At 56.1% G+C, this 26779-nt stretch carries 23 protein-coding genes; 16 read left to right on the forward strand and 7 right to left on the reverse strand.

Translation table 11 applies throughout. The features are described 5' to 3' along the window. The first annotated feature begins 223 nt into the window (after positions 1-223). The 6 genes from APA10_RS12585 (at position 224) to APA10_RS12610 (ending at position 4241) form a co-directional block, all read left to right on the forward strand. Positions 224-544, forward strand: coding sequence for a hypothetical protein (locus APA10_RS12585; protein ID WP_003625146.1), 321 nt, complete (start codon positions 224-226; stop codon positions 542-544). 101 nt (positions 545-645) lie between these two features. Beyond that, a complete protein-coding gene (locus tag APA10_RS12590; RefSeq protein ID WP_003628275.1) occupies positions 646-1425 on the forward strand; it encodes an N-formylglutamate amidohydrolase in 780 nt (259 codons plus the stop codon). After that, positions 1422-2288 carry a shikimate dehydrogenase gene (locus APA10_RS12595; RefSeq protein WP_003628274.1) on the forward strand — a complete coding sequence of 289 codons (867 nt, stop codon included), beginning with the start codon at positions 1422-1424 and terminating at the stop codon, positions 2286-2288. The genes APA10_RS12590 and APA10_RS12595 overlap by 4 nt, the downstream gene beginning before the upstream one ends. Positions 2289-2304: 16 nt before the next feature. Beyond that, the gene (gene coaE / locus APA10_RS12600) at positions 2305-2892 is read left to right on the forward strand and encodes a dephospho-CoA kinase (protein WP_003628273.1); all 588 of its coding nucleotides are present in this window, start codon (positions 2305-2307) and stop codon (positions 2890-2892) included. Continuing rightward, complete coding sequence (dnaQ, locus tag APA10_RS12605; protein ID WP_003625152.1) at positions 2889-3563, forward strand: DNA polymerase III subunit epsilon; 675 nt, start codon at positions 2889-2891, stop codon at positions 3561-3563. The genes coaE and dnaQ overlap by 4 nt, the downstream gene beginning before the upstream one ends. Positions 3564-3722: 159 nt before the next feature. Continuing rightward, positions 3723-4241, forward strand: a complete 519-nt coding sequence (locus APA10_RS12610; RefSeq protein ID WP_196218996.1) for a hypothetical protein — start codon at positions 3723-3725, stop codon at positions 4239-4241. A gap of 25 nt (positions 4242-4266) precedes the next feature. Here the strand turns inward: APA10_RS12610 and APA10_RS12615 are convergent, their stop codons facing one another. The 6 genes from APA10_RS12615 to purM all read right to left on the reverse strand — a co-directional run bounded on the left by APA10_RS12615 (position 4267) and on the right by purM (position 11095). Further along, positions 4267-5376, reverse strand: coding sequence for a glycosyltransferase family 4 protein (locus APA10_RS12615; RefSeq protein WP_003628271.1), 1110 nt, complete (start codon positions 5374-5376; stop codon positions 4267-4269). 9 nt (positions 5377-5385) lie between these two features. After that, positions 5386-7173: a heparinase II/III family protein gene (locus APA10_RS12620; RefSeq protein ID WP_035365451.1), complete on the reverse strand. Its 1788-nt coding sequence runs from the start codon at positions 7171-7173 to the stop codon at positions 5386-5388. Between the two features lie 100 nt (positions 7174-7273). Further along, the gene (gene rpe, locus APA10_RS12625) at positions 7274-7951 is read right to left on the reverse strand and encodes a ribulose-phosphate 3-epimerase (RefSeq protein ID WP_003628269.1); all 678 of its coding nucleotides are present in this window, start codon (positions 7949-7951) and stop codon (positions 7274-7276) included. Positions 7952-8024: 73 nt separating this feature from the next. Continuing rightward, the gene (locus tag APA10_RS12630; protein ID WP_003628268.1) at positions 8025-9347 is read right to left on the reverse strand and encodes an RsmB/NOP family class I SAM-dependent RNA methyltransferase; all 1323 of its coding nucleotides are present in this window, start codon (positions 9345-9347) and stop codon (positions 8025-8027) included. Positions 9348-9392: 45 nt separating this feature from the next. Further along, a complete protein-coding gene (gene purN, locus APA10_RS12635; protein WP_003628267.1) occupies positions 9393-10016 on the reverse strand; it encodes a phosphoribosylglycinamide formyltransferase in 624 nt (207 codons plus the stop codon). Next, positions 10013-11095 (reverse strand): phosphoribosylformylglycinamidine cyclo-ligase, encoded by a 1083-nt coding sequence (gene purM, locus APA10_RS12640; protein ID WP_003625164.1) that lies wholly within the window; start codon positions 11093-11095, stop codon positions 10013-10015. Before purM ends, purN begins: the two co-directional genes overlap by 4 nt. A 111-nt stretch (positions 11096-11206) precedes the next feature. Here purM and APA10_RS12645 point away from each other — a divergent pair, with 111 nt between their 5' ends. The 10 genes from APA10_RS12645 to APA10_RS12690 all read left to right on the forward strand — a co-directional run bounded on the left by APA10_RS12645 (position 11207) and on the right by APA10_RS12690 (position 24544). After that, positions 11207-11974 carry a P-loop NTPase family protein gene (locus APA10_RS12645; protein ID WP_003628264.1) on the forward strand — a complete coding sequence of 256 codons (768 nt, stop codon included), beginning with the start codon at positions 11207-11209 and terminating at the stop codon, positions 11972-11974. A gap of 161 nt (positions 11975-12135) precedes the next feature. Continuing rightward, a complete protein-coding gene (locus APA10_RS12650) occupies positions 12136-14421 on the forward strand; it encodes an RNA degradosome polyphosphate kinase (RefSeq protein ID WP_003628262.1) in 2286 nt (761 codons plus the stop codon). Positions 14422-14518: 97 nt separating this feature from the next. After that, the gene (locus tag APA10_RS12655) at positions 14519-16009 is read left to right on the forward strand and encodes a Ppx/GppA family phosphatase (protein WP_035365474.1); all 1491 of its coding nucleotides are present in this window, start codon (positions 14519-14521) and stop codon (positions 16007-16009) included. 170 nt (positions 16010-16179) lie between these two features. After that, positions 16180-18498 carry an adenylate/guanylate cyclase domain-containing protein gene (locus tag APA10_RS12660; protein ID WP_003628259.1) on the forward strand — a complete coding sequence of 773 codons (2319 nt, stop codon included), beginning with the start codon at positions 16180-16182 and terminating at the stop codon, positions 18496-18498. Beyond that, a complete protein-coding gene (locus APA10_RS12665) occupies positions 18495-19394 on the forward strand; it encodes an MlaE family ABC transporter permease (protein ID WP_003628258.1) in 900 nt (299 codons plus the stop codon). Before APA10_RS12660 ends, APA10_RS12665 begins: the two co-directional genes overlap by 4 nt. Position 19395: 1 nt before the next feature. After that, positions 19396-20097: an ABC transporter ATP-binding protein gene (locus APA10_RS12670; RefSeq protein ID WP_003628257.1), complete on the forward strand. Its 702-nt coding sequence runs from the start codon at positions 19396-19398 to the stop codon at positions 20095-20097. Then, entirely contained in the window at positions 20097-21047 is a 951-nt protein-coding gene (locus APA10_RS12675; RefSeq protein ID WP_012812751.1) for an MlaD family protein, read from the forward strand. Before APA10_RS12670 ends, APA10_RS12675 begins: the two co-directional genes overlap by 1 nt. Further along, the gene (locus APA10_RS12680) at positions 21044-21982 is read left to right on the forward strand and encodes a hypothetical protein (RefSeq protein WP_003628256.1); all 939 of its coding nucleotides are present in this window, start codon (positions 21044-21046) and stop codon (positions 21980-21982) included. The genes APA10_RS12675 and APA10_RS12680 overlap by 4 nt, the downstream gene beginning before the upstream one ends. Positions 21983-22010: 28 nt before the next feature. Beyond that, a complete protein-coding gene (locus APA10_RS12685; protein ID WP_035365473.1) occupies positions 22011-23387 on the forward strand; it encodes a discoidin domain-containing protein in 1377 nt (458 codons plus the stop codon). A 122-nt stretch (positions 23388-23509) separates the two neighbouring features. After that, positions 23510-24544 (forward strand): ion channel, encoded by a 1035-nt coding sequence (locus APA10_RS12690; protein WP_012812753.1) that lies wholly within the window; start codon positions 23510-23512, stop codon positions 24542-24544. A gap of 3 nt (positions 24545-24547) precedes the next feature. On the opposite strand, the gene APA10_RS12695 is transcribed toward APA10_RS12690, so the two are convergent. Then, on the reverse strand, positions 24548-26752 hold the full coding sequence (locus APA10_RS12695; protein WP_003628254.1) for an FUSC family protein: 2205 nt from the start codon (positions 26750-26752) through the stop codon (positions 24548-24550). Positions 26753-26779: the final 27 nt, after the last annotated feature.

The following is a 26779-nucleotide window of genomic DNA, read 5'->3' on the forward strand; positions in this document are numbered from 1 at the left end:
GTCCTGCTGCGTAAGATGTGCTCAGGCGCTGGCTTATACTGCCGCGGCGCGGATGCAAAGATGCCACAGTAATGTTGCACGCCCTAGGGCGCAAATGCCGGTTTTGGCAAAGGGCGTGGCAGGGCCGATCCTGCGGCGGGGCTGTTCTGTGCGCTGCGGTGCGGGAAAGGGCTGTGCCCGGCGGCATTTCTCTGCTTAAAAGCAAGTGAAATTCAGGGAGTTCATGAACATGACAACACCACACAAGCTTACAACCTTTGCCGTGATTGATCCCGGCCCGAATGTGCTTTTGGAAGTTATTCGCGCAGAAAGCCCGGTTGTGGCTGTTGAGCGCCTGGAAGGCAAAATGCGTGGGCCAGAATACGTGGCAGCCCGCAGCTACGATGTTGGCGGCGAAGAATCGCTGGATGGCGCAGATCCGGCCTATCTGGTGTACGAACTGGATGATAGCGGGCTGGATGCAGAAGGCCTGACAGGGGAAGATGCAGGGCAGGTACGTGCACAGGCCGATCTGGCTGCTGTTGTGGTATCTTCCGCCAAATAAGTTTTCAAACCCGAACAAAAGTGTTCTGCGGCATGGCGGAAAGGTAGGGTGTTGTCCTGCTTTTTTGGCACCATGCCGCGCAATGCAGGAGGTGGAAAGGCATGTCTGTTGATCAGGTGCTGATGGCAGAAAGTTTTGTGGTGCATGGCCGGGATGAAGGTGGCCCCTTTGTGCTGGTAAGTGACCATGCAGGCCGTGCCATTCCGCCTGAACTGGGTGATCTGGGGCTAAGTGCGCAGGAACGTGCGCGCCATATCGGCTGGGATATCGGCATAGATGGCGTAGGCCGCAAACTGGCTGACCAACTGCCTGCTGTGTTGATTGAGCAGGTTTATTCCCGCTTGGTGATAGATTGTAACCGCGCCCCCGGTCACCCAACCTCCATTGTGCAGGTAAGTGATGGCACAACAGTGCCGCGCAACCAGAATATCTCGGCGCAGGATCGGGCATGGCGGGAGCAGACAATTCTGCACCCCTATCACGCCCGTATCCGGCAGGAACTGGATGCCCATGTGGCCGCTGGCCGCCAGACGGTGGTTGTGGCGCTACACAGTTTTACGCCATCCATGCACGGTAAACAGCGCCCGTGGCATGCAGGACTTTTGCATAATCATGATTCCCGGCTGGCCCGTATCATGATTGCTCTTTTGCAAAAGGATGGCTTGGTGGTGGGGGATAACGAACCCTATGCCCTTACAGATACATCAGATTACACCATTCCCGTGCATGGTGAGCAGCGTGAACTGCCGCATATTGAAATTGAAATTCGGCAGGATCTGATAGCCGATGATGCTGGGCAGACCGAATGGGCAAACCGTCTGGCCCGCTTGCTGCCACAGGCATGGCAGCAGTTTTGTGAACAGTATGGAGAAAACGCATGACCGCCACAGATACAGCCAAGCCGCAGATTATTACGGGCAAGGCCAAGCTGGCGGGTGTTCTGGGCTGGCCCGTTGCACATTCGCGCTCTCCCGTGCTGCACAATTACTGGTTACGGCGGCATGGTGTGGATGGCGCTTATGTGCCACTGCCGGTTGAGCCAGATGCGTTTGTGGCGGCCGTTCTGGGCCTACAGGCTGCGGGTTTTCGGGGTGCGAATGTGACCATTCCGCACAAGGAAGCCGCCTTTAAAATTGCCGATGTGCTGGACCACTCCGCCCAGCGTGCAGGTGCCGTGAACACACTTGTGTTTGAAGATGACGGCAAAATTCACGGCTATTCAACCGATGGCGCAGGTTTTGTAGCCAGTATGGAAGCCGCAGGCTTAAACCCGCCCAAACAGGCACAGGCTTTGCTACTGGGTGCTGGTGGCGCTGCGCGATCCGTGGCTGCCGCGTTGCAGGATTGTGGCCTGCGTGTTGCCGTGACCAATCGCACCCAAGGGCGGGCAGAAGAACTGGCAAAAGCTCTGCCGGGGCTGGATGTGGTGCCGTGGAATGTATGGGAAGAACGCCTTGGCGCATTTAGTCTGCTGGTCAACACCACGTCTTTGGGTATGGAAGGTGGCCCTGATGCTGGGTTCCGGCCTTCCTTGGCGCATGCTGCCAAGGAACTGGTGGTGGCAGATATTGTGTATGTGCCCCGCGTAACACCTTTGTTGGCGGAAGCTCAGTCTGCTGGTCTGCGCACTTTGGGTGGGCTTGGCATGCTGTTGCATCAGGCACGGCTGGGTTTTGAGAAATGGTATGGCGTGAACCCGGAAGTGGATGCCGCCACGGAAGCTTTTGTGCAGGAAAGTTTCTAAGGGTTACAGCAAGGGCATGAAAATTCTGGGCCTTACCGGCGGTATGGGCATGGGCAAAAGCACTGTGGCCACATTGTTGCAGCGTGCGGGCTTGCCGGTGTTTGATGCCGATGCTGAAGTGCGCCGCCTGCAGGCAGATCATGGGGCCGCTTTGCCTGCCATAGCGCAACTGGTGCCGCATGCTGTGCAAAACGGGCACTTGGATAGAGCCGTATTGCGGCAAGCTGTGATAAAACAACCGGCGTTGCTGAAAAAACTGGAACACATCATCCACCCCATGGTGCGGGCTGCGCGTGCGCAGTTTTTACGCACGCAACGCTTGCAGGGCGTGCGCTGCGTGGTGCTGGATATTCCGCTGCTGTATGAAACAGGCGCCCAGCGTGAGTGTGATGATGTGCTTGTGGTATCTGCCCCACATTGGGTACAGGCGCGGCGCGTGGCCAAAAGGCGGGGCATGCCACCGGCTGAGGCGTGCAAGCTGATAGCCCGGCAAATGCCAGATGCCCAACGTGTGCGCCAGGCAGGCAAGGTTATCCGCACTGGCGGCAGTATGCGAGAAACAGAACGGCAGGTACGCCAGTTCATCAGGAGCCTGAGGGCATGAAAAGATCCATTCTGTTTGATACGGAAACCACGGGGCTGGATCCGGCCACGGGCGACAGGGTGATTGAAATTGCGGCCCTTGAGCTGGTGGGAGACTTGCCAACCGGGCGGAACTTTCACACGCTGATAGACCCTGAGCGCGATGTGCCGGAGGAGGCTTCCCGCGTGCATGGCTTCACGCGGGCGGATTTGGAAGGCAAACCCAAATTTGCCGAAATTGCGGATGATTTTCTGGCCTTTGTGGGGGATGACCCCCTTATTGCGCACAATGCCCGGTTTGACTTTGGCTTTATGAATGCGGAGCTGAAACGCGCTGGCAAGAAAACGCTGGGGCTGGACCGTATGGTGGATACGCTGGATATGGCGCGCGAGCGCTTTCCCGGCATGCCCAACAGTTTGGATGCCCTGTGCCGCCGCTTTGGCGTAGATCTTTCTGCCCGAACCACCCATAACGCGCTGCTGGACTGCAAACTGCTGGCCGATGTTTATGTGGAACTTATGGGCGGCCGCCAGCATGGGCTGGGGCTGATGGCGGAAGATGGGCAACTGCCTTCTGTCATGTATGAAGGCCCCGTGAACCGCAAGGCTGTGCGTGTGCAGCCAACGGCAGAAGAACTGGCAGCGCATGCGGCATTTGTTGCGGGTTTGAAAGAGCCTATCTGGGAGCTCTGACCGCACATTCAAACCGTGTCGTCAATTCTTGCGAAAAGGGCTTTGCAGGGGCGGGTGGGTATGCCATCCTTGATTCTACAAAACGTGACGAAATGTACAAAAATGTTTTGTCAGCCGTTTCCACCGCTTTTCACGCAACGGAAAAGGTAAGTTGTTTCAATGAATTCGGGGAGCCCTTTGATGCGTTCTGCATCCCGCCATTTTGCTGCTGCCTTGGCGCTGTGCGGAGCATGGTTCATGCCTGCGGGCGCAGAAACCATGCTCGGCCCGGTTACGGCAACAGTTACATTTAATACGCGTTCGGCGGATCTGGGCGTAGGATATACATGGGGCCGCGGTGTGCTGACATATGGCGGCCGCCCGGATCCGTTCGAAATCAAGGGGGCTTCCGCTATTGCTGTTGGGTATTCCTCTGGCCACAGTGTGGGCAAGGTATACAACCTCCAGCGTATCGAAGATTTTGAAGGTACGTTCTGGGCACTTTCGGGTGAGGCTACAGTTGGCCGAGGCGTTGGTGGCCTGCTGATGGAAAATAATGATGGCGTGCGCATCCGGCTGGATGAATGCCGCTCAGGTGGGCGTATTGCGGCATCGCCTTCCCGCCTGACAATTCATTTGCTGAATAAGGTCGGCACCCCTGTTGCAACCGCACCAGTTGATCAGAAATCCACTCACTAAATACACGCCCCTCGCGCCTGCTGGCTTAATGTGTCAGCAGGCGCGTGGTGGTTTGTAGAATTGTTTTTTCATCAAATAGGCGCAAGGCGCGTTTAAGCCCGGCATCGCCCATACGCTGGCGTAAGGCCGGGTTTTGCACCAGTGTTGTAAGGGCTTTTGCCAGTTCTGCCGTGGTGCCGGGCGGCACAAGCAGCCCTGTTTCATGCGGCACAACCTGCTCGCGCGAGCCCCGAATATTGGTGGCCACAACCGGCAGGCCGCACAGCATGGCTTCAATAATAGACATGGGCAGGCCTTCAAAATGGCTCGGCAGCACAAAAATGTCCGCTGCCGCCAGTAAGGCCGGAATATCTGCCCGATAACCAAGGCATTTTAGCTGTGGGCCAAGTACAGCACGTGCTTTGGTAAGGTATTCATCCATATTGGCACCATGGTCCGATGCCAGTCTTTCCCCCACAATCCATAATTCTGCATCTGGCACCTGTTCCATGGCGGCCAGAAGTTCTGGATACCCTTTGTGGCGCACAAGGCGAGAGACAACAATAATGACCGGTGTTTGCGCTGGTGTGCCTAGTTCTATGCGGATACGGGTTCTGGCTTGCGCATCTGGGTGAAAGCGGGCTGGGTTTCGCCCATTGCCGATGGCAACCGGGTGGGGGTGAATATGCAGGCGTTTGGCATCCTGCGCTTCCTCACGGCTGACAGTGAGGTACACATCAGTTATGCGCCCGCACAGAACTTCCAGCACCAATGCCAACCCGCGCCGAAGGCGGGAGCCGGGCTGGTTGAACAAAAAGCCGTGGCACGTATAGGCAATGCGCGGCACACCGCACAACTTGGCTGCCGCACGCGCCAGAATGCCGCTAATGGGCATATGTGCGTGTATAAGGTCCGGCTTTTCTTTTTTTATAAGCCGAACAAGCGCCCAAAAAGCCCGTAGCTGCGCGGGTATGGAAAATGAACGCGCAAAGGGCAGTGTTTCAACTCGAAACCCTTCGCTTCTGGGCTGTTGAAGCAAAGGGCCATCTGCACAAACGCCTATGACTTCGTGCCCCTCTGCCCGTAGTTCCCGCATAAGAGGCAGTAAAAAATGGGTAAGTGAAAAATCGACGTTTGTAATTTCCAGAATTTTCACGTCAGCCCATTATGCGTTCTTGAGGGAAAGCGACCAGCGGATAGGTGGTTTGCTTGGGGCCTGCGGCACAGGTGGTGGTGGCAGCAAGGTGTTTTCCAAACCATGAGCCTCAGCGGTGGAAGGATCAGCCAATAGGCCAGAACCAACTTCTGGCACTGCGGGCATCTGTTCTTCCGGCATATCGGGGGGCGTGGCTAATTCGGCTTCTTCTTCCGGCGCAATTTCGGGAGAAGAGTGTACATCTTCATCGCTCTGATCAGGCTGCGCTGGGGTAAGCACGAATTGCCGCGTGGGCTCACATTTTCCCTGCCCCAGATAAACGCTTTCTTCTATTTCGATGTGCGCGTCAGACCAGAAAAACCATGTTTCTTCCGGCGTGTGCAGTAGGTAGCCATCTTCTTCCTGCTCAATGCTCACATCAGGGTGCAGGTGGAAGCGGATGCAAAGTGGCACCGGAATACTCACATCTTCCAGCTTCTCAATGCCCTGCAAAAGCGTGCCGTCTTTATCCAGATAAATCTTGCGAGAATACAGGCCACCACCTTGGGGCTTGTAGCCATCATGCGTCATGCTCAGGCAATGCATGCCATCCTGCACGGATGTCTGGCGTGTGACCTGTGGTTTTTGAGAAATACCGCCATCGGCATCAAACCGCATGGGGGTAAGGTCTGCTAGTTCCAGAACAGAATGTGCAGCCGGGTAACGCAAGGCTTCTGCCCAACCGCGCTGGATGCTACTGCCGCAATTTACAATCAGCCGTTGCCTGCCGGATGAAAACTCAAAGGACAACATGCCCGCATGTGCGCTGCCATCATACCCCGCAGGGGCGGCAGAGGCAGCATCGGCAATCAGCAGGGCGCGCCCGTTGTTCAGGCGTGCAAAGCCAGACTCAGGCAGGCCAGCCGCCACAACGCGGGTGCGGGATGCACGGCTCAGCACGTGTTCAATAAACTGGGGGTTTTGTTCACAACTGCCATTAAACAGGGCCAGCCCGCCATCTCCATGCCGCATGGCGCGCAGGGCCGGGGCGCTGCGGTTGGCGGCATCCAGCACACTGGTGGGCAATGGCACGCGGGCAACCTGCAGAATATACAGCATTTCCGCCAGTTCGCGCACGCACTGCAACAGGTCTTCCGGGCAGCGGGTAATGTGGCCGCCATCGGGCAAAATCTGTTGGCTAATGGCGGTATCAATCAGGCGCAGATAACGGGTTAGAAATTCTGGATAATCGGGCAGGGAAACCGCAACAGCCAGCAACCCCTTAAGGGCCGTAAGGGCACGCCAGCCTTTGGCTTCCTCTGGCATGAGCGCCATGATGGAGCGGGCTTCCATAATTAGCGATGCCATAAGCTGCTGACGGAAGGAATCATCTGCCGATGCAGCAAAAAACTCGTAACAGCCCAGCCAAGCCGCCAAGCGGGCGCCAGTTATGGATGGGTCTGAAATAGGCCGTTCTGCCGGGGTTTGCTCCATCCACTGCGCCACCAGTGTACGGGCCTTAATGCGGGCAGATTCAGCGCCTAGCTCCCGCAGATCCTGCAGCCACGTAAAGCCCTGTAACCAACGGCGATAGGCCTCTGGCCATTGTGGGTTATCCCATTCCCCTTCAATCAGAGGGCGTTGGGTGCCTTCAAAAAGTGTCTGGTTGCGAACAAGCTGTTCACCCCCAGCAGCGTTTCCGGACCACAGATCCCGCAAAGCAACGGCAGGGGCTGCCGGCACGCGGGCAAACCCTCCCAAAGGGTTGCGCATGGCATAGGCAAGGCGGGCTCCGCGGGTCCAGCGACGCAGGGGCATTGGAAGTTCAGAACTCCATCAAGGCAGGTGCAGAAAAAAGTTAAGATCGGTTTATGGCAGAATATTCATGCAAGGAATGACTTATTTGCCGGATGTGGCTTTATTTTGGCTTGGCAACATGTGGGCGCAAGGCAGCAATGGCGGCTGCATAGTCCTTTTTGCCATATACGGCGCTTCCGGCAATCAGCACATCGGCGCCGGCTTCTATGGCCAGTGGGGCGGTTGAGGCGTCTATACCGCCATCCACAGCCAGCCGGATATCGCGCCCGCTTTGGGTAATCATGTCCCGAATGCGACGGATTTTGGGAAGCTGGCTGGACAGGAACTTCTGCCCGCCAAATCCGGGGTTAACCGTCATCACCAAAATAATATCCACCAAGTCCAGAACTTCACTAATGGCTTCTGGCGGTGTGGCGGGGCACAGCACAATGCCCGGCTTAGCCCCTAAATCTCGAATGCGCTGTAAGGAACGGTGGGTATGCGGCCCGGCTTCAATGTGGATTAAAATCTGGTTTGCGCCGGCTTGTGCAAAGGCTTCCAGATACGGGTCCACCGGTGCAATCATCAAGTGCACATCAAATGGCAGATCAGAACAGGGGCGCAGCGCCTTCACCACAGCAGGGCCGAACGAAATGTTGGGTACAAAATGCCCATCCATTACATCCAGATGCACCCAGTCTGCCCCAGCCTGTTTGAGTGCTGAAACTTCTTCTCCCAACCGTGTAAAATCGGCAGCGAGAACACTTGGGGCGATAAGGGGATAAGATACAGGGCGCATACCCTGTTTATCGGCAATCCTACGCCTGTGCGCAACAGTATGTTTAGTCTTTTTTCAAACAGTTTTGCAAATGTTATGAGCGAATAAAGCGCGCGGCAAAAAATCCATCCATGCTGCCTTTGTCTGCCCACATTCCGGGGTGGGTGCGCAGCCAGCCTTCGGGGGTTCTGGCTTCTGGCAGAAAGGCCAGTTCTTCTGGCGTAAATGGGTCTGGCACCAGCCCCATGGCTTCTGCTGCACGGGCGCGGTCTGGCCCTTCTTCCTGCTGCAAGGAGCACACGGCGTAAACCAGCCGGCCACCAGGGCGCAGCATGTTTTTGGCGGCCTCCAGCAAACGGTCTTGCCCGGCGGTGAGTGTTGTTAAATCACGCGGGCGTTTTACCCACAAAACATCCGGATGGCGGCGTGCTGTGCCTGTGGCGGAGCATGGGGCATCCAGCAAAATGGCATCAAGCGGAGCATCGGGTTGCCATGTGCCAGCATCTGCTTGCAGGGTGGTCACATTGCCAAGGCCCAGACGCGCCAGATTTTCCTTGAGCCGCGCCATGCGGTTGGGGTTGTTTTCAATAGCAGCAACCTGCGCACCGGTGACAGCAAGCTGTGCGGTTTTGCCGCCGGGTGCTGCGCATAAATCTGCGACCTTTTCGCCTTCTTTTACATTCAGGAGGCGCGCAGGGAGAGTAGCTGCTGCATCCTGCACCCAAAAAGCGCCTTCTTCATACCCTGCCAGATCAGCAACCCGCGTGCCTGCCGGATAACGCACAGACCCGTTGGGCAACACAATGCCTCCCTCTGGGGCCGTGGCGCCGGGGCGTAGGGTAATATCCAGCGGGGCTTCATGACTGATACCTTCAGCTATGGCGCGGGGCACACCACGGCCTAGCACGCTCCATGAGCTCCATAGCCATGCGGGAATGTTCAGCCGTGCCTGATCCAGCCCTTCCAGCACATTTTGCCCTTCTGCCGCTACCTTGCGCAGCACGGCATTGGCCAGCCCGGCAAATGGGGCCAGCTTGCGTCGACGCAGGAGGGAAACAGTGGTGCCAACAGCCGCATGTGGAGGTGTTTCTAAAAACAGAAGCTGCGCGCAGCCAATCATCAGCGCCACACGTACGGGTTCAGGTGGTTCCTTGCGCAAAAACGGTTCCAGCACAGTGCGCAGCGTGCCCATGTGGCGCAACGTGGCTGCGGCCAAACGGTGCGCTGCGGCTCTGTCTCGCGGTTCGGCCTTATGTGCCTCGGCAGAGCGGGAAAGGCTGTTTTCCAGCATACGCCGGTGTTCCACCACGCCGCACAGAATATCAAAGGCGATATCGCGCGTAGGATCAGGCTGCGGAGGGGCAGGGCGGCCTTTTCCACGTTTTGGGGAACGGGGGGCGCGTGCTGGTGTGTTCATAAGACTGTCAGAACCGTTCAGGAAAACAGAAAGGGGAAAAACGCCTTACCCAACAAGCAGGGCGCACTCTGCCGGAGCAGAAACAGGGCGTTGAAGCAGAAAGTGGCGGAGCACCTGCGGGTAAAGCTGGTGTTCCTGCCGCAAAACGCGTGCCCCAAGTGTATCTGCGGTATCACCCGGCAGAACAGGCACGGCGGCTTGGCCCAGAATAGGCCCTTCATCCATGCCTTCTGTTACCAGATGCACGGTGCATCCATGCACGCGCACGCCAGCTTGCAGCGCACGTTCATGCGTATGCAGGCCGGGGAACACAGGCAGCAGGCTGGGGTGGATGTTCAACATCCGGCCAGCCCATGCGCCGGTTAAAAATGGCGTAAGCAGGCGCATATAACCCGCAAGGCAGATAGCCTGAGCGCCAGCTTCCGTTAGGGCTGCGTGCACGGCGCGTTCATGCGCCTCACGGTCCTTGCCAAAATCACGATGGTTAATTGCCAGCGTGCGCAGGCCCGCTTTTTTGGCCATTTCCAGCCCCGGTGCATCCGGGTTGTTGCTTAAAACAAGGCAAATACGGGCAGGAAAGGAAGGATCTTCACACGCGCGGATCAAGGCCGTGGCATTGCTGCCCCGGCCACTGATCAAAATGGCAATGGGTGTTTTTTCAACGCTCATGCTGCGCGAAAATCCGGAGTGGCCTGCATTTTTAGGTCAGGCTTGGCTGTGGGAGAGGCTGCTTTGGCAATATGGCCAATGCGCACGGCCTGTTCACCCATATCATGCAGGCGGGCCAGAACGGCATCGGGTTCTGGGGTAATCAGGATCATGCCGATACCGCAGTTGAACACACGCAGCATTTCTTCTGTATCCACATTGCCGGTGCGGGCCAGCCATTTGAACACAGGTGCCACAGGCCATTCCTGATCAATTACCGCATCCAGGCCATCAGGCAGCACGCGGGGCAGATTGCCGGGCAAACCGCCGCCGGTAATATGGGCCGCACCATGCAGTAGGCCCGCTTTATGCAGCGCCAGAACCGGGCGCACATACAGGCGTGTGGGTTCTAAAAATGCTTCACCAAGGGTTTTGCCCGGCGCAAAGGCTGCGGGGTCTGTCCATGCCAGATGGGCGTCTGCAACAATGCGCCGCACCAGAGAGAAGCCGTTGGAATGCACGCCAGAGGATGGCAGCGCAATAAGGGCATCACCTTCTGCAATGCCGGAGGGCAGGAGCGCGCCGCGTTCTGCCGCACCAACGGAAAAACCAGCCAGATCATAGTGTCCATCGGCATACATGCCGGGCATTTCTGCTGTTTCACCGCCTACAAGGGCGCAGCCAGACTGTTCGCACCCGGTGGCAATGCCGCGCACAACCTTGGCTGCGCTGTTTACAGACAGGCGGCCCGTGGCGAAGTAATCCAGAAAGAACAGGGGTTCAGCCCCCTGCACGATCAGATCGTTCACACACATGGCTACCAGATCAATGCCCACGGTTTCGTGCAGGTCATTATCAATGGCCAGTGTCAGCTTGGTGCCTACGCCATCTGTGCAGGAAACAAGCACGGGGTCTTTAAAGCCGGCGGCCTTCAGATCAAACAGTGCGCCAAATCCGCCAAGGCCCCCCATTGTGCCGGGGCGGTCTGTGGCTTTGGCCGCTGGGCGAATGGCATCAACAAGGGCTTCGCCTGCTTCAATGTCCACGCCGGAATCACGGTAAGTGAGGCCGGAGGAAGGGGTGCTAGGTGAAGACGTCATGCGCGTGCTCTTGGTCCGAATGAGAATAAGGGTCGATGTGCGAGGCAGGGTGGGTTAGGATTCCCGCTCGAGGACAGTCTTTACGGCAGGAGAAGCGGCGCGCAAAGCGGCATGACACGGATTGATGAAACAAAAAGCCCCTTAAACGCGCCTTCGGGTGGGCAAAAGCGCCAAAATGAGGCCAACGAGGCAGAACAGATTGCCTTGCCCTTTGCGCATCGCCCCCGATTCGGAAGGTCGGACTTTGTGGCCGCACCCTCCAATGCGGCGGCACGGGCATGGGTGTTGGATGCAGAAGCTGCTGCGCGTTGGCCAGAAGGCCGCATGGCCCTGTGGGGAGAAAGTGGCACGGGCAAAACGCATCTTCTTTCCATTTGGGCGGGCCGTTATGGCGCTCCCATTATGGAAGGCAGCCGCCTGAACACGCATGAAGCCGCAATGCTGTTTGAGGATGGCGGGTTCCGTGCCGCTGCCTTGGATAATGCCGATAAAGTACCCAATGAGCGCGATCTGCTGCACCTTATCAATTTAGCGCGGGAAAGGCGTGTGGCTTTATTAATGGCCGCGCGCAGGCCCCCTGCACGTTGGCCAGTAGTGCTGCCAGATCTGGCAAGCCGCCTGCGGGCCACAGCTTCCGTGCCGTTAGGTCCGGCGGAGGAGGGGCTGTTGCACCGTCTTTTGCTGCGGCTGCTGGCTGAACGCCAGATTGTGGTGGGCGCACAGGTTACGGAATGGCTGTTGCGCCGTCTGCCGCGCAGGGCAAGTGCTGTGCGTGATTGTGTGGCCATGCTGGACCAGGCCGCATTGGAATCGGGAGGGCGCATTACACGCGCCTTGGCGGCCAATGTGCTGGAAAGCCTGCTGGCGCAGGAAGAATAATGAATATATTCGCTTCAAACGTGTTGTGATGTTTCAGTTTTATGACATCATTCATCAGAACGATGAGCTGAACTTTTCGCGCCAGCCGTGTTTGCGTAAAGCTTTGCTTGCCCCAAGGCGGGAAACGGGGCGCATGATGCAGCACAAGGAAAGGAAGAAACGTGACGGCGCAGGATAAAAAAGAGCAGGCCCCTGTAAAAGCTCGTTCACCAGCCCGAAAAGCAGCGCCCAGAAAACCTTCTCCCCGCCAACCTCGGCAGAGCAGAAAAACGGCAGAGCGGAAGATTACTCTGGAAATGCCGGAACGGTTTATCAACCGCGAACTGTCTTGGTTGGATTTCAACCAGCGTGTGGTGGAAGAGGCCGATAACGCCCGCAACCCTCTGCTGGAACGCCTGCGCTTTTTATCTATCAGCGCCAGTAATCTGGATGAGTTCTATTCCGTCCGTGTGGCTGGGCTTGTCGGGCAGGTGCGGGAAGGGCTGACCAAACTTTCCCCCGATGGCCGTACTCCAGCCCAGCAGCTTGAGGCCGTGCGTGAACGCTGCGCCCGCCTGCTGCGTGAACAGCAGCGAATCTGGACAGAACTGCGCGGCCTGCTGGCAGAAGCTGGCGTAGAGCTGTGTGAGCCAGATGCGCTGACGGATGCTGATAAGGAACATCTGGCCAAGATATTTATGGACAGGGTGTTCCCGGTTCTCACACCTCTGGCGGTGGACCCGGCACATCCTCTGCCGTTTATCCCCAATATGGGTTTGGCACTGGGCTTACGCCTGCTTTATGCAGATACGGGCCTGTTCGCCATGAACGCCCTTATTCTGCTGCCTGCGCAGATAGAGCGTTTTATTCGTCTGCCATCTCCCACCCCGGCAACGGATGCCGCAACCCCGCCAAAGGTGCGCTTCTTTCGTCTGGAAGACCTGATTACCCTGTTTATTGACCGTCTGTTTGATGGTCTGGAGGTAGGTGAAAGCGGCGTGCTGCGCGTGGTGCGTGACACCGACGTGGAATTTGAGGACGAGGCGGAAGACCTTGTCCGCTCCTACGAAACGGCTCTGAAACGCCGCCGCCGTGGTGTAGTGATCCATCTGGATATGGAAAAGCGGGTGCCGACGGAACTGGCAGAAGCCATTGCCTCGGACCTTGATTTGCCGCCTGATGAAATTGCCGTGCATTCCGGCATGATCGGCGTGGTGGATCTGAAGCAGATGATTGTGGATGATCGGCCAGATCTGCTGTTCCCGCCCTACACTCCGCGCTTTCCTGAACGGATCCGGGATTTTAACGGCGATTGTTTTGCGGCCATTCGCGCCAAAGACCTGCTGGTGCATCACCCGTTTGAAAGCTTTGATGTGGTGGTGCAGTTCCTGCGGCAGGCTGCGCTGGACCCCAACGTAATTGCCATTAAGCAGACGCTGTATCGCACCTCGCGCGATTCACCTATTGTGAAGGCGCTGATTGAGGCGGCAGAGGCCGGTAAATCCGTCACAGCTATGGTGGAATTGCGCGCCCGGTTTGATGAGGAAGCCAATATCCGCCTTTCCCGCGCGCTGGAAGCTGCGGGCGTGCAGGTGGTGTTTGGTTTTGCGGATTTAAAAACCCACGCCAAACTCAGCCTTGTGGTGCGGCGTGAAGGTGGGCTTGTGCGCTCTTACGCACATTTTGGCACGGGCAATTATCACCCCATTACCGCCCGTATTTATACAGATCTTTCCTTCTTTACATGTGATCCGGCATTGGCGCGGGATTCCGCACGCCTGTTCAATTACGTAACAGGCTACGCCATGCCTGCGCAGATGGAGAAAATTGCTTTCTCCCCCATCACAATTCGCAGCACGTTGAAGGAACTGATTCAGGAAGAAATTGATCACGTTAAGGCAGGCAAGCCGGGCAGCATCTGGTTGAAGATGAATGCGTTGGTGGACCCGGAACTGATTGATTGCCTGTATAAAGCTTCCTGCGCAGGGGTGAAGATTGTGGGTGTTATCCGCGGCATCTGCTGCCTGCGGCCCGGTGTGCCGGGGCTTTCAGAAAACATCCGCATTAAATCCATTGTCGGGCGCTTTTTGGAACATTCGCGCATTTTTGTGTTTGGTAATGAACATCGCCTACCATCGCGTTATGCCAAGGTCTTTATTTCCTCGGCAGACTGGATGACGCGCAACATGGATTGGCGTGTGGAAAGCATGGTGCCCATTACCAACCCCACCGTGCACGCGCAGGTTTTGGGCCAGATCATGGTGTCCAACATTCGCGATACCCTACAATCTTGGATGCTGGAACAGAATGGAGAATGGCGGCGCGTAAACCCTGGAAACCGACCTTTTTCCGCGCATGAATGGTTTATGACACATCCTTCACTTTCCGGACGCGGCTCCGCCGCGCATGACACACCCATCCGGGCCCCGGCGTCTTTGACTTCTTCACAGGACTTGCTGATAGATTGATGTCTGAAATCATGAGCTTTTTTCTTGCGTCGGGATTATCTCATCCCCGTTGTTCCAAGCTGCGCAGCCAGTTTTTGCAAACGGGGAGGGGCTTCTGATGGAGGCTGATCAACCGTGCCGTTCCGCAGTGGTGGATCTTGGCTCCAATTCTGTAAGGCTTGTGGTTTTTGAAGGGCGTTCGCGCAACCCGCTTCCCATTTTCAATGAAAAAGCCGTGCTGCGTTTGGGGCGCGGGCTGACAGAAACCGGGAAGCTGAATGAAGAAGGTGTGGAAATGGCCAAGGAAGTGCTCAGCCGCTTCCACGCCATTGCCCGCGCCATGAAGGCCGATCCGTTTGAAATTCTGGCAACCGCCGCCGTGCGGGATGCCAGCAATGGGCCTGCTTTTGTGCAAACCCTGCGTGAAAGCATGCCGGGTGTGCCCATCCGCATTCTTTCCGGCAAGGAAGAGGCCGATCATTCCGCTATTGGCGTAATGTGCGGTATTCCCGGTGCATCCGGGTTGGTGGCCGATGTCGGTGGAGGTTCTCTGGAGCTTATCCACCTTACGCCACAGGGGCGGCATGATGCCACAACCCTGCCACTGGGCATGATCCGGCTGGCAGACCGTTCTGGCCGGGATCTGGATAAAGCCAAAAATCTGGCGGATAAGGATATTGGCGGCGTAGAATGGTTGCCAAAAGTAAAAGGCAGCACGCTTTATCTGGTAGGCGGAGCTTTTCGTGCACTGGCACGGCTCCAGATTGCGCGCACGCAATATCCGCTTAACATCGTACACTATTATACAATGGATGTGCAGGAAGCGCGGGAGATGACGGGCTGGCTGCAAAACAGCTCACGCCGCAGTCTGGAGCGTCTGCCCGGTGCCCCCCGCAAGCGGTTGGATGATACACCTTTTGCCGCCATGGTGTTGCGGCGGCTGATGAAAAAGGTGCAGCCGGATAAAATTGTCTTTTGCGTGGATGGCCTGCGCGAGGGCTGGTACATGCTTAAGGTTGCGCCGGATATTCTGGCCCAAAACCCGATGGATGTGGTGGCGCGTGAAATGTGTGCCCGTTTTGGGCGCAGCAATTCACTTCCCTATGCCTTGATGCAGTGGACAGATTTCTTGCGGCCGGAGGAAACGGCAGAAGAAAAATATCTGCGGCATCTGGCGTGTTATCTGTCTGATATCGGCAGCCACGATCACCCGGAATATCGGGCGGAGCAAACGTACTGGCGTATCCTGCGCGTGCAGAGCGGCGGGTTTGATCACCCTTCCCGTGCATGGTTGGCGTTGGCGTTGGCTATCCGCTACGCTGCAGATCAGCAGGCACCTTTCCTGGTAACATCTCGTGCATTGTTGAGTGAACAGGACTGGAAAAGTGCTGTGGTGCTGGGGCTGGCCCTGCGTCTGGCGTATTCTCTCTCGGGCGGTGCAGGGCGGTTGCTGGAAGGCACATCCCTTGAATGGGAAGAAGATGCGCTAGTGCTTATTCTGACATCCGCCCGCGTGGCTGTAAAAGGAGAAAGCGTGCGCCGTGGGCTGGAACGTCTGGGGCAGGCCTTGGGTGTTGCAACACGTTTCGAGATTGAACTGGTCGGCTGATATGCCCTAGACAGGATACAGGTGCGGGGTGGACAACCCCCATCTATCGGGGCACATTACGGTTTATACATCCTGATATGGTGCGGTGGCGCGGTTGCTTGGCCGGTTTGCTGTAACTGTCTGCCAGAATCAGGTTTTGAATAACCGGTAAAGCAGCGGAACCTTATCTCGTGGCTTCTGAAGAGATCATAGATCCCACAGTCCAGCACGATGCTTCTGTCCGAAGGGTTCTGCTGCACCTTGTTCTGCCATTTGTTGTTACGGTTATGGCCGTGCTGGCCATTGCGCTGGTAGGTATCAATTCATACCGTACCACCAAGGAGGGTGTTTCTACCCTTACGCACCAGCTTATGGGTGCTGTGCAGCAATATATTGTGCAGCAGGTTACAGATTATATTCTACCGGCTGCTACGGGTAACCTGATTGCCTCTGGCATGATCGAACATGCCCCCGCGCAGGTGGAAGACAAGGTTTTCTATTCCTACGGCAGCACCATGCTGCGCAAGATCCCGCAGCTTCAGTCCTTTTATCTGGCGGATGATGAAGGGCATTTCATGCTCATCGCCCGTGCAGCACAAAAGGGCGTGCAGGAACATGTGCGTCTGATTGAAAAAGACGGCCACACCTATTTCCATCACGCGTTCTGGGATGATAACGGGCAGAAAATTTCCGAAACGGAAGAAGATGCCAAGGGGTATGACCCACGCACGCGTGATTGGTACAAGAATACGGCCGGAACAGATAAGGTAACCTGGACCAAGCCGCATCTGTTCCCCACCACCAGCCAGTTTGTCATGACCAGTTCTCTGCGGTTCAAGACAGATGCTGGCCATACAATGGTGTTTGCCACCAATATTTCGCTCAACGAACTCAGTTCGTATCTGGATCAGATCAAGGTTGGTAAAACCGGCTCCGCCATGATTGTGGATAGCCGGGGCCTGTTTATTGCCGGTAAAAACCTTACGCAGCAGGCCAAGGCCGCTGGGTGGGACCCGGATAAAATGGTGCTGGACCGCAATGCCTATCCGGTTTTTGCATTGGGGTATGATCACTACCGTGTGCGTGGTGTTGGGCCACGGCATGTTACGTGGGATGGCACGGATTACATCACCATTGCTGCAGCTTTGCCGCACTATTCCGATAGCTGGATTTTGCTGATGGCTGCGCCCGAAAGTGATTTCGGGTCTTTCGCGCGCCAAAGCAGCCACCAGAGCTTGCAGTTTTTGGCCATTATCACGGTTTTCTCGCTTGTGCTTGCAGGTCTGCTTGTGCGGCAGGTGCGGCGCACAGAGTCCAGCACGCGCCTGTTGGTGAAGCAGAAAGAGCAGATTCAGCGTGAAAGTTCTGCGGTGCAGCAGGTGGCCGTTGCGCCGCGCCTGTTTGACCCCACGGTAGAACCCCTGAGTCTGACAGAGCAGCTAACGCTTGTAACGGGTGCCCGGCGCGCCACGCTTTGGCGCTTCCTGCACGATGGCGCTGCCATGGTGTGTGAAGATGCGTATGATCAAACGCAAAACACACATTCCGGCGGGTTTGAAATGGCTCGTACAGAACTGGGGCCATTCTTTTCTGCCATTGAAGAAGGCAATGCGTTCTCGGTTGAAAATGCAGCGGTAGACCCACGCACCACGCGGTTTGAGCGTTTGACCATGCGTGAACTGGGCACAAAGGCATTGGCCATTTGCCCCGTGCATGGCCCGCATGGGGTGGAAGGTGCGATTATGCTGGAAGATCCGCATCTTCAGCCGCACCTGTTGTACTTCCTTGATCTTATGGCCGGGGTGGTCGCCCTGCGCTTTGCCGCACAGGCGCAACTGCTGAATACGCAAACCGGCAAGATTGTAGATGCCGGGGAGCAGGTTGCCACGCTGGATGTGCCCGCGCCCAAATCTGATAATATGCTGATGAAGGCACCAGAAGCCTCTGCCGTTAATTCTGCCAGCATTTATCCGTCTGTTGCTGTGTTGGTTATCACGTTCTCTGACCCCGTGGTGGAAGGAGAAAAAGAAACTGAGGCCCTGATTGAACTCATCAATCAGCTGGCGGCAGACGTGCAGTCCGTCGCGCAGGAAGAAAAACTGTTTGCCGTGGAAGTGGCCGGTCACCGTATGATCTGCATGGCAGGTTGCCTGCCCACGCCAGATGTTACGGCCATTGTGCGCGTTGCAGATGCAGCGCTTAAAATGCGTGAAATCTTTATGGCATCATTGGCTGCTGCAGATCTGGAACCGGTGTTTACCATGGGTATTGATTACGGCCCGGCATTTGGTGGCGCGGTAGGGAACGAACCCAAGGTGTTCAACCTGTGGGGGCAAACGGTCTCTCTGGCCGAGCTGATGGCACAGGGCGCGGCAGATCCCGGCACCATTCAGGTAACAGAGCGTGTTTATGGCGTGCTGCGTGACAGATATCTGTTCCGCAGCCGTGGGTCCTTCTTTGCGCCGCATCTGGGGCTGGGGCGTGCCTATACATTGGCGGCAAGGCGATGAGTGTGAGCCAGCAGACAGGCGGCCCCAACACCACGCCGTCGGATGATGAACCAGATCTGATTCTGCAAACAGATGCGCATAAGCCTGCCAAGCGTATTCCGGTGCATGAATGGATACGCAGGAAGCTGGCATGGATCGGCCGACTTGTGCGCAGGCAAGCCCGGTTTTTCCTGGTTGTTTTGGGGGCAGGCTGGGGCGTTATTTTTGAGAGCTTCCGCTCTCACGCATGGCGTCGCACCGTGCGGTACGAATTTGTAACCACCATGAACAACATTATCGGCGGTGGTGTCAGTGCCTCACTGTTTGCCGGTATGCTTACAGGTGTGGCGGCTGTTTCTCAGGTTATTTACTGGTTGGGTCTTACCGGCCTTGCCAAAATGACAGGCTCCATTTTGGTGAATGTGGTTATCCGTGAAATTGCGCCCATTCTGGTTGGCATTCTGCTGCTGGGGCGTAATGGCATGCTGTCCGCCACAGAGCTGGGCTTGCTGACTATTGGCGGGCAGGTGCGCTCCATGCAGTCTGTGGGGATGGACCCATTTTTGATGCTGGTTCTGCCACGCACGCTGGCGTTTACCGTGGCCGGGTTTACGCTGGGTATTCTGTTCTCCATGTCATCGCTGATCACCGGGTATGTGATGAGCCGTATTTCCGGCGTGATTACCAACCCGATCTGGACATTTCTGGATGATGTGGCTGCGGCCATGTCTGTCACGGATTATGCCGTTATTCCGCTTAAATTCATCATGGTTGGTTTTGTGGTGGGGCTTGGCGGCTGCCTGACGGGCCTGACTGCCACCAATGAAGATTCACTGCGCACCTTGCTGCCACGCGGCTTTTCCCGCGGAATGCTGATTGTGATGATGGTGAGCGTTCTGTTCAGTCTGGATCTGTAAGATGGAGACATATTCAGCCGGCCCACTTCTGGAACTGAACAAGGCAGTGCCCTCATTTGAGGATAGCGGCCTGCCGCCGGTACCCTTCAACATGAAGCTGATGCCCGGCGAATGTATGATTGTGGAAGCGCGAGACCCAAGCCGCGCCACCATGTTTGCAGATCTGTGCAGCGGTATGGTGGAGCTGGAAAGCGGGCAGGTCAGCTTTATGGGGCTGGATTGGGCAAACCTGCAGGATCGGGAACTCAACGCTTTGCGCGGGCGTATCGGGCGTATTACCCGTCGCGCCAGTTGGGCGGAGTTCATGCCCACGCATCTGGGTATTATTTTGCAGCAGTTGCACCACACCACCCGCACTTTGGATGATCTGGTGGCAGAGGCTGTAAGGCGTTCAGAAAGTTTTGGTCTGCCGGGTGTGCCTACAGTAAGCCCATCCCTGCTTTCAGATACGGATCTTACGCGCGTTTCATGCGTGCGGGCTTTTATGGGGCAGCCGCATTTGCTGCTTTTGGAAGACCCGCTGGAGGGTGGCCCGCCCGAACTGTACACCTCTTTCCTGTCTTCAATTACAGAGGCGCGGGATAGAGGGGCAGGCGTAATCTGGCTGGTGCGCAGCAATGCCGTTTGGCAAAGTTACCGGCAGGGTATTACCTCCACATGGCGTCTTGCTGATGATGGCCTAGTAGCAGTACGGATGGCATAATGTTCCAGCTCCGCTTAAGACAGAAAGTGAAACCTCTTATTTCTCTGCGTTACGCAGATGAATGGGTTGGATTTCTTGTTCTTCTCAGCCTTGTTATTTTTGCAGGCGCGGTGATTGAAGCCGGTGTGCTGCGAGACTGGCTTACCCCGCCTGCGCGCTTGCGCGTGGTGCTGCCAGCTTCTGGCGTGGGTGGCCTTACGGTTGGGGGGGATGTGCAGCTTATGGGGGCGCATGCTGGTACCATCCGTTCCATCAAGCTCAATCCGTCAGGCAGTATGTATGCGCTGGTGGATCTGGACCCGCAGGCCAAACCGTTCATCCGGCGCGATAGTTCAGCCATTATCCGCAAACAGCTTATTGTAACCGGTGCTGCTTATCTGGACCTCAGCCGTGGGCATGGGGAACCTATGGATTGGAGCTACGCTGTTGTAAGTGCAACGCCTGCTCCCAACCCGGCAGACCAGATTACCGCCACACTTAACAGTATTCAGGCGGAAATCATGCCCGCACTGGCAAGTGCCCGGCACATGATGGCGCAGCTTGATGGCACCATTAGCGATATGCACGCAGGCAAAGGCACCGTTGGGCAGTTGATGACGAATGATCAGCTGATCAAGCAGGCCGAAGCCACCATTGTTTCGCTTAATGGAGTGATTGACCGCCTGAAACCGATTGAAAACCAGATTTCCGGCATTATGAACAAAACCGATGCCACGGTGGCAAACCTGAAAGGGGCCTCGCGCGATCTGAAGGGCGCCACACCGCATCTGCCGGGAATTGCGGCTAATCTGGATGCCAGCACCGCAGATCTGCCAGCATTGCTGGCGCAGGCGCAAACCACGCTTTACGGGCTGGAAAAACTAACAGACCAACTGCGCGGCATGTGGCTGCTGGGGGGACAAAAAGTGGTACGGCATAACCGTCTGTCACCAAAGCAGGTGCGGCCATGAGGTATTTTTCTCCCGCTGCGGCTGTTTTGTGCCTGCCTTTGCTGCTGGCTGGGTGCGGTGGTGCTGCACAGGATAAACCCACCGCGCAGGATGATGCCGCGTGGGATCAGGCCATGACAGCCGGGCGAGATTCCTTTGAGCTCGGGCGTTATACCGTAGCCGTTACGCAGTATCGCAAAGCAGCAGATCTGGCTTTGCTGCGAGATGATGCAAGCGCGATAACCGAGGCCGGGTATGATCTGGCAGTTGCCCAATTAGCCGCAAATACGCCGGATAAAGCGTTGCAAACAGCGCAAGCTACACGGCAGGCCGCTGGTGTGCGTGGGCAAACGCAGCTTTATTCGCTTGATCTGGTAGAGGCCGCTGCACATTACAGGCTGGGCCATTACAGTTCGGCCATATCATCTGCCACGCAGGCCATGCAGTCATCCGATAGTGCATTGGCAGGCAGGGCGGCTTTGGTGCTGGGGCTTGCGGCCGATGCGCAATCCGATAGCGCAAATCAGCAAAAAGCTGCGGCTTATCTTGGCAGCCTTAAAAAGCCGCTTTCGACCACGCAGCAGGCAGATCAGGCAGAAATTCAGGCCCGTGTGCTGCGCCAATCCGCACCACAGCAGGCGGAAGCTTTGGCCGTGCAGGCAGCAGATCTACGGCGTAACGATGGCTCCTACCGTGATATGGCGCGCGCACTGGCACTTGCTGCGCGCATTGCTTCTGCTCAGGGTGACCAGCAAAAGGCCCGTGCGCTGTGGGAGCGTGCAGCACAAAGTGCAGCGGCGCAGTCTAGCGGCTTGAACCGGATGGATGCGCAAACTCTGGCGCATGGTTCCATCAACAAAGGCAACTACGTACCGCCCGAAGATGATGCTGCAGCATGGGCGCGGGATGCCGGGGGTGTTTCCCTCCGTCCGTTTGAAGATAAAGACGCACAGTAAAACGTGTAAGGTGTAAGTGGCTGGGGCAATGCAGCGGAACCTGATTATTGCGCGCTGTGGTGCCCACTCCCTGCACCCGGAATGGCTGAAAGGGAGCGTGCCAGAATGGGATCTGGTTTTATGTCCATTTCAACCTGTAGATATGCAGGGCCTACCCGGCCAGATGGTGCCGGGCCATAAATGGGATGGCCTGTATCGTTTTCTAACAGAATGGGATGGCTGGAAGCAGTACGACTATATCTGCTTTCCGGATGATGATTTGCGCGCCACGGCAGAAACGTGGAACCACTTTTTTGCAGCGTGCAGGCAGTATAACGCCAAACTGGCAGCGCCGGCTCTTACGCCGGGTTCTTTCTGTAGTCATCTTTCCACATTGCAGAATAAAAACTTTGTGGCGCGTGCCTCTACATTTGCAGAAATCATGGCCCCCTGCATGCAGCGGGTTTTTTTGCATCAGGCACTGCCAACCTTCCGCTTTTCACGCGCAGGCACAGGGTTTGGGCTGGATCTGCTGTGGCCCATGATGCTTGGTTGGCGCGATATATGGATAATGGATGCCACCCCGGTAGAACATACACGCCCGGTAGGGCAGCAGCGCTCTTCCGCATTGGGGGAAATCAGTCAGTATGATTTTCGTTTCATTGCGGGTTTGGGCGTGGTTGGGGCTACGTGGTCTTACGGTGGATATACCCAGCAAGGCACGTATCTGGATTATCATGATAGTCGTTTTGCTGAACTTTATCGGCAAGGCTATGCCTATGTACAGCAGCACTATCCGCAATATTGGGCGGAGGTTTGTGCGTTTCAGCCAAGTGCACCTCCGCAACTGAGTACGCAGGCGCTTGATAAGCTGGAACAGGCCTTGTTTCATTTAAACAAGGATGCCGGGAATATTCTTTCTCGCCACCGGCCCGCCATGTTGTCCACCGTATCTCAATGGTCATGGTCTCATGATGCCGCGCGTGAAGCCTCTGGTGGCAACGATGGGCTGATAAACGGCGGCTACGGTTTTCATACAGATTTTGAAGATGATCCGTGGTGGCAGGTTGATCTGGAGCAGATGTGCAAGGTGCAAGAAGTTGTGCTGTACAATCGGCTGGATCAAAAAGAATGCTGTGTGCAGCTTGATATTCTTGTTTCGCATAACGGCACGGATTGGCACACGGTTTTTACCAAACGGGATGATACGCATTTTGGCGGAGCGGATTCCCAGCCTTTGCATGTGGTTTTGTCCAAACCTGTTATGGCGCGTTTTGTGCGTGTGCAGGCGCTTGGGCACACGGTGCTGCATCTGGATCAGGTAGAAGTGATAGGCACGCCCGGCAGCATGAGGGCGCAAAATGGCTTTTTTGAAAAACTTATCTACAAAACCGCACGTTTTCTAAAAGCAGGGCGTTCTGAATAAAAACTAAGCGTTTTATTATGTTTTTTATGGGAACTTGCAGGGGTTCCATGCAGAAATGTTGAGGCACACGCACGCTGTGCCGTGTATCACCGCACTATAGGGCGCATCCCCATACCGGGCCGGTGCGTGGAGCGGTGATTATGAAAAGACTATTGCGAAGGTACAGAAAGAAAAGCCAGCTAGATAAGGAAATTCGTCACACGCCGCTGGAGGATGTGGGCGGATCTTCCACGGCGCAGAAGAAGAAGGAAGGCGGACGTTTTTCTTTAAGCACGCGTGAAGCCGCCAAGCGTTTTAGAGCCCACGCGCTGGTGGAAGAAAAAGGCCACCACGATGTTGTGCGTGTGGGGCTGAAGGACAGCGTATGGACAGATCTGTACCATCACGCCCTTACAGCAAGCTGGCCCGCATTTACGGCTGTGGCTGTGTTTTCTTACCTGCTTATCAATTTTATATTTGCGCTGCTGTATATGGTGGCACCTGACCAGATTACGAGTGATGGTCAGCATACTCTGCTTTCACTGTTCTTTTTTAGTGTGCAAACGCTTTCCACCGTGGGTTACGGGGGCATGACACCCGTTGGCATTTATGCCAATGCCATTGTCTCGTTGGAAGTGTTTATCGGCATGATGCTGACAGCCGTGGCAACGGGTTTGCTTTTTGCCCGTTTTGCACGCCCACGTGCGCGTATCATGTTCAGTAATACCGCTGTTGTCAGCAGTGAAAGTGGTATTCCCGCACTGTGTATTCGCATTGCCAACTTGCGTGTTAGCGTCATTCTTTCAGTGGATGTAGAAGTAGCGCTTTCCCGCTTGGTTATGGGGGAAAATGGGCATCTGGTGCGCAAGTTTGACCAGCTCCTGCTTGTGCAGTCTCATGTGCCAGTGCTGCGGTTTGCTTTTGTTATGGCGCATGTAATCGGCCCAGATAGCCCCTTACACGGCAAGACAATGGCGGAACTGGAAGCCGAAGAAGCCGAAATTATTGTAACAGTTACCGGCACGGATGAAGCCTTGGGCCAAACCGTATTTGCCAGAACGGCGTACAGGTTTGACCGCGTGCGCAATAACCATCGGTTTGTAGATATTGTGGTTTCCCGCCCAGATGGCCGTATTGCAGTGGATTATACGCGCTTCCATGATGTGGAGCAGCACTAGGGTTTAGGCCGCTAACTGATCTGGGGCGTTGGTAAGATGAAAGCGCCGGGTCACATCCATAAATGTGGCATGGGCTGTAAACTCATGCCGCAATACTTCCAGCGCCCCAATAGCCCGCACAAGGTCTATTTGCCGAGAGAGATTTCGTTCTGCCATGGCAGCCGGTAAAAGGGCTTGCATAGCTTGGGCAGAAGCAAGGGCAGGGGCCTGTGTGTAGCCTTTTATGTGGCTGATTGTTTCCAACACATGTGTAATCTGCTGGTGTTGATTGGCAGATAAAAGCTTGTGAGACAGCACATTGTGCAGGCGTAAAATCAGCAGGCCGGTTGTCATCGCGCTCATGGCGCCTGTCAGATAGGCTTCCACCAAAGCGTTTGGGTGCGTGCCAGCATGGCGAATAATCTGCGCAAGCCTGTCTCCCGAACGGGCAATCCACTGGGCAGATGTAAATGTTAGGCGGCCTTTGGCCATCAGGCGCAGATCATGCACCATTCTGCGGCGGAGCCTCCAGCGTTCTCCGGCAGGGTCAAACGGCAACACAAGGCGGAAAGCCCATATTCCCAGACCAATACCCAGAACAACCGCGGGGGTGGTATTAAACCACGTTATTTCATCCATGCGGGTGTGGTTGGCTGGCCCAACCATAAAGGGCAGGAAGTTGTTATAGGCTGCCGCTGTGCCCGCAATACTGCCGGGCGCGCGCAAAGCCAGCCCACCTACCAGCATGGGAAAAAAGAGTGAGGCCAGCAATGTTTCCACCCCAGATTGCTGAGGTAGCACCACAAAGCTGAGAATGAACGAAATAACAGCCGCCCATACCGCACCGCGGAAAAAGCCGCTGGCTGCATGCACAGGGTCTTCAAATGAAGAAAAGCGCGTGGTGGTTACAGCCACAAACATGGCAAGTGTAGAGCCATCGGGCCATGCCGTTACTTCCCATAACAAACCACCTGCGCAAATGGCGGCTGCGGAGCGGATGCCGTTATTGGTGGCCAGCAGAACATCTTTTTCAGGTGAGCGGTCAAACCGGAAGTGGTCCGTCCTCTTGGGCATCTGGGTGGCAATAAAGTGCTCCAGAACAAGGTCCAGTTCCATCAGGAGCTTGGCCAAAGCAGATTCCAGAATACGCCCTTCAAGCAGATCACGCCGTTGCTGTTGGGTGGAAGGGAGATCTTGTTGTTGCAAAATCTGGAACCGTACAAGCCGCTCTATGCCACGTTGTTGGCTGCGGGTGCGGTAAAGCCGAATTTGAGCGCGCGCCCGTGCTGCCGCAATAAGGGTGGCATCTTGTTCCAGCTCTGTTGGCAATGAGGTAAGAAGCGCGCAGATATCATCAATAGCCTGCTGGAAATCTGCGGGAACAGGGGCTGCCGCCTGCATATGAATGTTGAGTGTGATGCCGCGCGCCAAAAAGGCGGAAACAGCATTCAGGCTGGCGCGTGCGTGGTCTCCCGCATGGTTGTGGGGCCCCATTTCAATTTCACTAAACTCGGTTTGATCTGCCAAAGAGGGAATGCTCCCTAGCAAGGCGCGGGAGCGTAGCAGCCCATCGGGCTGGTTGCGTAACAACCCCTGCACACCTGCACATGCCCCTTGCAGCGCGCCCAGTAGGCGCTCTCGCATTTCCTGTTGGGCCACGTGTTCAAGGCGCGGGGCAAACAGGGCGGCCAATAGGCTTTCACACACAATACCAAGTGTAATGTAGGTGGTGCGGGAAAGCGCAATCATAAACACGTTGTCAGGCTGGTTGGCAGCACTCAGCACAATAATGGTGGTGGTGAAGGAGACCAGCACTAATGCGTAAGACCGAAAATTGCGCAGAAAGGTTGCAATGGCACAGCAACCACCTGCCCATATGGCCAGAAAGGGAAAAACAAGCCCCGGCTCCTGCGGAAAAGCCGCCAGAAACGCCACCCCCGCCACCGCACCAATACAGGTGCCAATCAACCGCCATTTGGCTTTGGAGAGGCTTTGCCCGCGAGAGTTCTGTGCCACAATCCATGTGGTCATGGCGGCCCATTGGGGGCTGTCCATTTCCATCCACAGGGCCAGGCTTAAAGCAATAAAGGCCGCTACGGTGGTGCGCAGAGCAAAACCCAGATCAGCCGGGGCGGGCGCAATCAGCCATGCCAGCGGAAAGGAAGACCCGCTGTGTATTTTGGCATGCAGGCCGCGATACCATTGTAATGGAAATGAAAATGAAACCACGCAGCCAGACGCCCCAGATTGAAGGGG

Source organism: Acetobacter pasteurianus subsp. pasteurianus LMG 1262 = NBRC 106471 (genome assembly GCF_000285275.1).
Lineage (GTDB): Bacteria > Pseudomonadota > Alphaproteobacteria > Acetobacterales > Acetobacteraceae > Acetobacter > Acetobacter pasteurianus.

Coding starts and splice junctions, on each gene's coding strand:
- APA10_RS12670 (WP_003628257.1), top strand. CDS start 19,396: ATGGAGACATATTCAGCCGGCCCACTTCTGGAACTGAACAAGGCAGTG.
- APA10_RS12590 (WP_003628275.1), top strand. CDS start 646: ATGTCTGTTGATCAGGTGCTGATGGCAGAAAGTTTTGTGGTGCATGGC.
- dnaQ (WP_003625152.1), top strand. CDS start 2,889: ATGAAAAGATCCATTCTGTTTGATACGGAAACCACGGGGCTGGATCCG.
- APA10_RS12685 (WP_035365473.1), top strand. CDS start 22,011: ATGCAGCGGAACCTGATTATTGCGCGCTGTGGTGCCCACTCCCTGCAC.
- APA10_RS12680 (WP_003628256.1), top strand. CDS start 21,044: ATGAGGTATTTTTCTCCCGCTGCGGCTGTTTTGTGCCTGCCTTTGCTG.
- APA10_RS12610 (WP_196218996.1), top strand. CDS start 3,723: ATGAATTCGGGGAGCCCTTTGATGCGTTCTGCATCCCGCCATTTTGCT.
- APA10_RS12665 (WP_003628258.1), top strand. CDS start 18,495: ATGAGTGTGAGCCAGCAGACAGGCGGCCCCAACACCACGCCGTCGGAT.
- coaE (WP_003628273.1), top strand. CDS start 2,305: ATGAAAATTCTGGGCCTTACCGGCGGTATGGGCATGGGCAAAAGCACT.
- purM (WP_003625164.1), bottom strand. CDS start 11,095: ATGACGTCTTCACCTAGCACCCCTTCCTCCGGCCTCACTTACCGTGAT.
- APA10_RS12675 (WP_012812751.1), top strand. CDS start 20,097: ATGTTCCAGCTCCGCTTAAGACAGAAAGTGAAACCTCTTATTTCTCTG.
- APA10_RS12655 (WP_035365474.1), top strand. CDS start 14,519: ATGGAGGCTGATCAACCGTGCCGTTCCGCAGTGGTGGATCTTGGCTCC.
- APA10_RS12585 (WP_003625146.1), top strand. CDS start 224: ATGAACATGACAACACCACACAAGCTTACAACCTTTGCCGTGATTGAT.
- rpe (WP_003628269.1), bottom strand. CDS start 7,951: ATGCGCCCTGTATCTTATCCCCTTATCGCCCCAAGTGTTCTCGCTGCC.
- APA10_RS12630 (WP_003628268.1), bottom strand. CDS start 9,347: ATGAACACACCAGCACGCGCCCCCCGTTCCCCAAAACGTGGAAAAGGC.
- APA10_RS12645 (WP_003628264.1), top strand. CDS start 11,207: ATGACACGGATTGATGAAACAAAAAGCCCCTTAAACGCGCCTTCGGGT.
- APA10_RS12620 (WP_035365451.1), bottom strand. CDS start 7,173: ATGCCCCTGCGTCGCTGGACCCGCGGAGCCCGCCTTGCCTATGCCATG.
- purN (WP_003628267.1), bottom strand. CDS start 10,016: ATGAGCGTTGAAAAAACACCCATTGCCATTTTGATCAGTGGCCGGGGC.
- APA10_RS12595 (WP_003628274.1), top strand. CDS start 1,422: ATGACCGCCACAGATACAGCCAAGCCGCAGATTATTACGGGCAAGGCC.